Source organism: Frigoribacterium sp. Leaf8 (assembly GCF_001421165.1).
GTDB lineage: Bacteria > Actinomycetota > Actinomycetes > Actinomycetales > Microbacteriaceae > Frigoribacterium.
In genome coordinates, this window is the sequence record NZ_LMKB01000012.1 from 1 (window position 1) to 5,622 (window position 5,622).

The 5,622-nt window shown below is 54.5% G+C and carries 3 rRNA genes; all 3 read left to right on the plus strand.

Features of this window, described 5'->3' with window-relative positions:
• Positions 1-199: 199 nt before the first annotated feature.
• The 3 genes from ASL10_RS15365 to rrf all read left to right on the plus strand — a co-directional run bounded on the left by ASL10_RS15365 (position 200) and on the right by rrf (position 5,587).
• Positions 200-1,719: ribosomal RNA gene (locus ASL10_RS15365) — 16S ribosomal RNA — on the plus strand.
• 468 nt (positions 1,720-2,187) lie between these two features.
• Positions 2,188-5,310: ribosomal RNA gene (locus ASL10_RS15370) — 23S ribosomal RNA — on the plus strand.
• Between the two features lie 160 nt (positions 5,311-5,470).
• A 5S ribosomal RNA gene (gene rrf / locus ASL10_RS15375) occupies positions 5,471-5,587 on the plus strand.
• The 16S, 23S and 5S rRNA genes sit together here, the layout of an rRNA operon.
• The last annotated feature ends 35 nt before the right edge of the window (positions 5,588-5,622 follow it).

A 5,622-nucleotide genomic window follows, 5' to 3' on the forward strand; every position in this document is an offset into this window, starting at 1 on the left:
TTGAGAACTCAACAGCGTGCACATTGTCAAATGCCAAATTATACCCTGGCATTGCTTGTGGCTTCATCTTTGGTGGGGTTGTGAGTGGTGTTTAGGTTTCTTTGAGATTGATGGACAACAACAATCGTCAGATTGTTTTGTTCTTTAGTCAGCATCAAATTCAGCAGTCATGGCCTATTCCGGTTGTGCTGTTTTTTCTTTTACGGAGAGTTTGATCCTGGCTCAGGACGAACGCTGGCGGCGTGCTTAACACATGCAAGTCGAACGATGAACTGGAGCTTGCTCCAGGGATTAGTGGCGAACGGGTGAGTAACACGTGAGTAACCTGCCCTTGACTCTGGGATAAGCGCTAGAAATGGCGTCTAATACCGGATACGAGCTTCAGCCGCATGGCTAGGAGTTGGAAAGAATTTTGGTCAAGGATGGACTCGCGGCCTATCAGCTAGTTGGTGAGGTAATGGCTCACCAAGGCGACGACGGGTAGCCGGCCTGAGAGGGTGACCGGCCACACTGGGACTGAGACACGGCCCAGACTCCTACGGGAGGCAGCAGTGGGGAATATTGCACAATGGGCGAAAGCCTGATGCAGCAACGCCGCGTGAGGGATGACGGCCTTCGGGTTGTAAACCTCTTTTAGTAGGGAAGAAGCGAAAGTGACGGTACCTGCAGAAAAAGCACCGGCTAACTACGTGCCAGCAGCCGCGGTAATACGTAGGGTGCAAGCGTTGTCCGGAATTATTGGGCGTAAAGAGCTCGTAGGCGGTTTGTCGCGTCTGCTGTGAAATCTGGGGGCTCAACCCCCAGCCTGCAGTGGGTACGGGCAGACTAGAGTGCGGTAGGGGAGATTGGAATTCCTGGTGTAGCGGTGGAATGCGCAGATATCAGGAGGAACACCGATGGCGAAGGCAGATCTCTGGGCCGTAACTGACGCTGAGGAGCGAAAGCATGGGGAGCGAACAGGATTAGATACCCTGGTAGTCCATGCCGTAAACGTTGGGAACTAGATGTGGGGGCCATTCCACGGTCTCCGTGTCGCAGCTAACGCATTAAGTTCCCCGCCTGGGGAGTACGGCCGCAAGGCTAAAACTCAAAGGAATTGACGGGGGCCCGCACAAGCGGCGGAGCATGCGGATTAATTCGATGCAACGCGAAGAACCTTACCAAGGCTTGACATATACCGGAAACGTCCAGAGATGGTCGCCCCGCAAGGTCGGTATACAGGTGGTGCATGGTTGTCGTCAGCTCGTGTCGTGAGATGTTGGGTTAAGTCCCGCAACGAGCGCAACCCTCGTTCTATGTTGCCAGCACGTTATGGTGGGAACTCATAGGAGACTGCCGGGGTCAACTCGGAGGAAGGTGGGGATGACGTCAAATCATCATGCCCCTTATGTCTTGGGCTTCACGCATGCTACAATGGCCGGTACAAAGGGCTGCGATACCGTAAGGTGGAGCGAATCCCAAAAAGCCGGTCTCAGTTCGGATTGAGGTCTGCAACTCGACCTCATGAAGTCGGAGTCGCTAGTAATCGCAGATCAGCAACGCTGCGGTGAATACGTTCCCGGGCCTTGTACACACCGCCCGTCAAGTCATGAAAGTCGGTAACACCCGAAGCCAGTGGCCTAACCCTTGTGGATGGAGCTGTCGAAGGTGGGATCGGTGATTAGGACTAAGTCGTAACAAGGTAGCCGTACCGGAAGGTGCGGCTGGATCACCTCCTTTCTAAGGAGCATGTACTCGCCCCGCGGTATACACGGGGGTCAACGAGTCAAGTCGGTTTCGAAGCGAATGTCTTCGGCCGGCGCTCATGGGTGGAACATTGACAATGGCTCTTCGCGGAGAGCATCAGCGCTAGTACGGCACCTTCGGGTGTCTGGAAGGTGAGGGTGTTCGAGGTGGGGGGCGTGCACGCTGTTGGGTCCTGAGGGACCAAGCACCCATGCTTTGAGTGTGGGGGTTTTTCCTCTGGGCCATGAAAGTCCTGCATCAATCGCAGGGTGATCATGGTGCCGCCCGTATTTTGAGAACTACACAGTGGACGCGAGCATCTTAGTCGCAAGCAGGGCCGGCCTTCGGGTTGGTTGTTGTTTGTGATACTAAGTGCAATTTCTTAGACCAATCCGCCCTTTGGGTGTGGTTGGCGAATGAGATAACACTGAGCTGTCAGTCTTTGGCTGGCAGCAACTTTGTGGTCAAGTTTCTAAGAGCAAACGGTGGATGCCTTGGCATCTGGAGCCGAAGAAGGACGTAGAAATCTGCGATAAGCCTCGGGGAGCTGATAATCGAGCCCTGATCCGAGGATTTCCGAATGGGGAAACCCCGCCAGGCGTTATGTCTGGTGACTCCCGCCTGAATATATAGGGCGGGTAGAGGGAACGTGGGGAAGTGAAACATCTCAGTACCCACAGGAAGAGAAAACAACAGTGATTCCGTCAGTAGTGGCGAGCGAAATCGGAAGAGGCTAAACCGGTCATGTGTGATAGACGGCGGTCGTTGCATGGTCGGGGTTGTGGGACCCGTTGTCCTGTTCTGCCGGACAGGAACAGTTACAGCGCAGTATAGGCGAACAGCTTTGAATGGCTGGTCATAGAGGGTGCGAACCCCGTAGCCGAAATGCTGGCGCTGGCTGAATGGGGATCCCAAGTAGCTCGGGGCCCGAGAAATCCCGTGTGAATCTGTCAGGACCACCTGATAAGCCTAAATACTCCCAGATGACCGATAGCGGACAAGTACCGTGAGGGAAAGGTGAAAAGTACCCCGGGAGGGGAGTGAAATAGTACCTGAAACCGTTTGCTTACAAACCGTTGGAGCCTCCTTGTAGGGGTGACAGCGTGCCTTTTGAAGAATGAGCCTGCGAGTTAGCGATATGTGGCGAGGTTAACCCGTGTGGGGTAGCCGTAGCGAAAGCGAGTCTTAATAGGGCGATCCAGTCGCATGTCCTAGACCCGAAGCGAAGTGATCTATCCATGGCCAGGTTGAAGCGACGGTAAGACGTCGTGGAGGACCGAACCCACTTAGGTTGAAAACTGAGGGGATGAGCTGTGGATAGGGGTGAAAGGCCAATCAAACTTCGTGATAGCTGGTTCTCTCCGAAATGCATTTAGGTGCAGCGTTGCGTGTTTCTTGCCGGAGGTAGAGCTACTGGATGGCCGATGGGGCCCAAAAGCTTACTGACGTCAGCCAAACTCCGAATGCCGGTAAGTGAGAGCGCAGCAGTGAGACGGTGGGGGATAAGCTTCATCGTCGAGAGGGAAACAACCCAGACTACCAACTAAGGTCCCTAAGCGTGTGCTAAGTGGGAAAGGATGTGGAGTTGCATAGACAACCAGGAGGTTGGCTTAGAAGCAGCCACCCTTGAAAGAGTGCGTAATAGCTCACTGGTCAAGTGATTCCGCGCCGACAATGTAACGGGGCTCAAGCACACCACCGAAGTTGTAGATTTCGTATTATAGACAAGCCTTCGTGGTTCAGTCGTACGGAGTGGTAGGAGAGCGTCGTGTGGCCAGTGAAGCGGCGGTGTAAACCAGCCGTGGAGGCCACACGAGTGAGAATGCAGGCATGAGTAGCGAAAGACGGGTGAGAAACCCGTCCTCCGAAAGACCAAGGGTTCCAGGGCCAGGTTAATCCGCCCTGGGTAAGTCGGGACCTAAGGCGAGGCCGACAGGCGTAGTCGATGGACAACGGGTTGATATTCCCGTACCGGCGAAGAACCGCCCAAGCTAATCCAGTGGTGCTAAGAGTCCTAACCCGGCTGAGTGGATCCCTTCGGGGTGATGCCGGCCGGTCTAACGCTCGACCCCATGCTGGTGCGGTTAACGTATTAACAGGTGTGACGCAGGAAGGTAGCTGAGCCAGGCGATGGTATCCGTAAGGTGAACCTGGTGTAAGGATGTAGGGCTGACGATAGGCAAATCCGTCGTCAATGCGCCTGAGATCCGATGCGTACCCCGATTGGGGGAAATCAGTGATCCTATGCTGCCGAGAAAAGCATCGACGTGAGGTTCAAGCCGCCCGTACCCCAAACCGACTCAGGTGGTCAGGTAGAGAATACCAAGGAGATCGAGAGAATCGTGGTTAAGGAACTCGGCAAAATGCCCCCGTAACTTCGGGAGAAGGGGGGCCGGAACCGTGATGGGATTTACTCCCGGAGCGGGAAAGGCCGCAGAGACCAGTGGGAAGCGACTGTTTACTAAAAACACAGGTCCGTGCCAAGTCGCAAGACGATGTATACGGACTGACGCCTGCCCGGTGCTGGAAGGTTAAGAGGAAGGGTTAGCGCAAGCGAAGCTCAGAATTTAAGCCCCAGTAAACGGCGGTGGTAACTATAACCATCCTAAGGTAGCGAAATTCCTTGTCGGGTAAGTTCCGACCTGCACGAATGGCGTAACGACTTCCCAGCTGTCTCAACCGCGAACTCGGCGAAATTGCACTACGAGTAAAGATGCTCGTTACGCGCAGCAGGACGGAAAGACCCCGTGACCTTTACTACAGCTTGGTATTGGTGTTCGGAGTGGCTTGTGTAGGATAGGTGGGAGACTGTGAAGCTTGGACGCTAGTTCAGGTGGAGTCATTGTTGAAATACCACTCTGGTCACTTTGGATATCTAACTACGAACCGTGATCCGGTTCTGGGACAGTGCCTGGTGGGTAGTTTAACTGGGGCGGTTGCCTCCCAAAAAGTAACGGAGGCGCCCAAAGGTTCCCTCAACCTGGTTGGCAATCAGGTGTCGAGTGTAAGTGCACAAGGGAGCTTGACTGTGAGACTGACAAGTCGAGCAGGGACGAAAGTCGGGACTAGTGATCCGGCAGTGGCTTGTGGAAGCGCTGTCGCTCAACGGATAAAAGGTACCTCGGGGATAACAGGCTGATCTTGCCCAAGAGTCCATATCGACGGCATGGTTTGGCACCTCGATGTCGGCTCGTCGCATCCTGGGGCTGGAGTAGGTCCCAAGGGTTGGGCTGTTCGCCCATTAAAGCGGTACGCGAGCTGGGTTTAGAACGTCGTGAGACAGTTCGGTCCCTATCCGCTGCGCGCGTAGGAAATTTGAGAAGATCTATCCCTAGTACGAGAGGACCGGGATGGACGAACCTCTGGTGTGTCAGTTGTTCTGCCAAGGGCACCGCTGATTAGCTACGTTCGGAACGGATAACCGCTGAAAGCATCTAAGCGGGAAGCCGGCTTCGAGATGAGATTTCCATACCCTTAGGGGTGAGAGGCTCCCAGCTAGACTACTGGGTTGATAGGCCGGATGTGGAAGTGGGGACTAACGACCCATGGAGCTGACCGGTACTAATAAGCCGATAACTTGACAACACTCCCTCCCTGTAGAGGTGGGGGAAAGCTGCTTGCGTCCACTATGTGGTTCCCGAAATACGGTCGGGAACAACTCAACAGACAAGTCGCCACATCTGTAACGGATGGGGTGCATGGTCTGAAACAGACTTCACCACCAGTGATGGTGTGTGGTAAATGTTTCGGCGGCCATAGCGAGAGGGAAACGCCCGGTCACATTCCGAACCCGGAAGCTAAGACTCTCAGCGCCGATGGTACTGCAAGGGGGACCTTGTGGGAGAGTAGGACACCGCCGGACTCCTTTTAGTGCGAACAGCACACGAAACACCAGAA